The 1,632-nt window shown below is 37.8% G+C and carries 2 protein-coding genes; both read left to right on the top strand.

Annotation, left to right across the window (positions count from 1 at the left end; translation table 11 throughout):
* Positions 1-112: 112 nt before the first annotated feature.
* Complete coding sequence (locus ACOI1D_RS21570) at positions 113-604, top strand: hypothetical protein (protein WP_422504246.1); 492 nt, start codon at positions 113-115, stop codon at positions 602-604.
* Between the two features lie 160 nt (positions 605-764).
* Positions 765-1,373 (top strand): YhcN/YlaJ family sporulation lipoprotein, encoded by a 609-nt coding sequence (locus ACOI1D_RS21565; RefSeq protein ID WP_422504245.1) that lies wholly within the window; start codon positions 765-767, stop codon positions 1,371-1,373.
* Positions 1,374-1,632: the final 259 nt, after the last annotated feature.

The raw sequence follows: 1,632 nt of genomic DNA, 5'->3' as shown, positions 1-1,632 counted from the left end.
GTCCAACTTCTGTAACAAGCATTTCATAAGTGTTTATGATAAGATTAATACCGTAAAAAATATTTTATAGTACTCGTATAAATATGTTAAGAGTTGAAAGGCGGAAACTTAAATGATAGTACCAATCATAGGAAACGTTACATATTCCATTACATTAGACCCTACAGTTTGGATTTTTGATGATCGAAAAATAGAATTTGACAAAGCATTTACGGGATCTATTGATATTCCGGTTGAGGAGAATGTTTCAGAGGAAGCTGACAAACGTTGGAATAGAGCAATAAACAAGGAACATATTAAACCTCCAGTTAACAAAAGTATTTCAAAGTTTGAGGGTGAAAAGATCTTAAAAGGTACGTACGTAATGCCAATTGAGGATTTTGTCAATCATGCTGAAGCAAAAACTAATGCTAAAACCGCTACTTTAATTGTAGAAAATGGAGTTGATGTTACAATTTCATTAGAGGAATTAAGAAATGCCTATTTGTTATTTGCTGTTGATGGTAAACCAGTAAAAAAGAACGGTCCAGTACATTTCTATCATAAAGATGGGTCTAATAAAGACAATCCAATAGAGTCTGTTAATAAAATAGTCGTTAACTAAAATCCCCTTATACCAAGCTGTTGCTCAACCAAGCAGCAGCTTTTGTTGTAATTCCACCATTTGCCTTAAAACCTGCCTTCTATTAACGTATAATTTGACAACCAGAAACAAAATATAAACATAGAACATTTCTTTCACAAAGAATTAGGAGGCACAACAAATGAGACCATGCTTTCGAAATGGACTATGTTTATTATTCACTTGTTTTATAATTACTGGCTGTCAATCAAATAATGAAGATGTGTCCATGCCAGACGAACAGAATAATAATAACCGTTTTCTCCAAGTTGAAGATTCAGATCCAGCAGAAAAACAATCACTTAATAACTCTGAAATTGCTGATCGATTAGCTTCTATCGCTTCCGGTGTCGGTAACGTTAATGATGCATCGGCAGTTGTTGCTGGTCCATATGCAGTGGTAGGGATTGATGTTGATAAGGATTTGGATCGATCCAGAGTAGGGACAATTAAATTTACCGTTTTGGAAGCACTACAACACGACCCTTATGGTAAAACTGCAGTTGTAGTAGCTGATGGTGATATTATGCAACGCTTGCGTAATATGGGGGATAAGATTGGTCAAGGTTATCCAGCACACGGTGTTGTAGATGAGTTATCCGCTATCATCGGTAGGTATATGCCCGATTTTCCGATTAGCGATAACCAACCGAAAGAACCTGACCAAAACAAAAAAGTAATACCAAAAGAAGATAAGGGCAAACTTGATAACATCGAAGAAGAACAATCCAACCACAAAAACAAAGAGTAGACAAGAAAAGCGCAGCAGGCTTGCATAGTGACGACAAGCATAGACAAGAGACCGTAGAGGACATGGGCTTCGTACTCGAAGTGTCTCTTGTCTATGTCTCGAGTCACTAGCCTGCGGAGCTGGACAAGAAAAGCGCAGTCGACTGTTCTGAAGCAGGCGCATAAGCAAGAAACCGTAGAACGCGGTTTAAGCGTTCGTAGTGTTGATTGCTTATGACGACAGCTTCAAGGAGACGAAGCTAGACAAGAAAAGCGCAGCA

The organism is Virgibacillus sp. DJP39, from assembly GCF_049310925.1.
Lineage (GTDB): Bacteria > Bacillota > Bacilli > Bacillales > Amphibacillaceae > Virgibacillus_F.
Note: the sequence above shows the minus strand (reverse complement) of the source record. Positions and strands in the feature narration are given on the sequence as shown.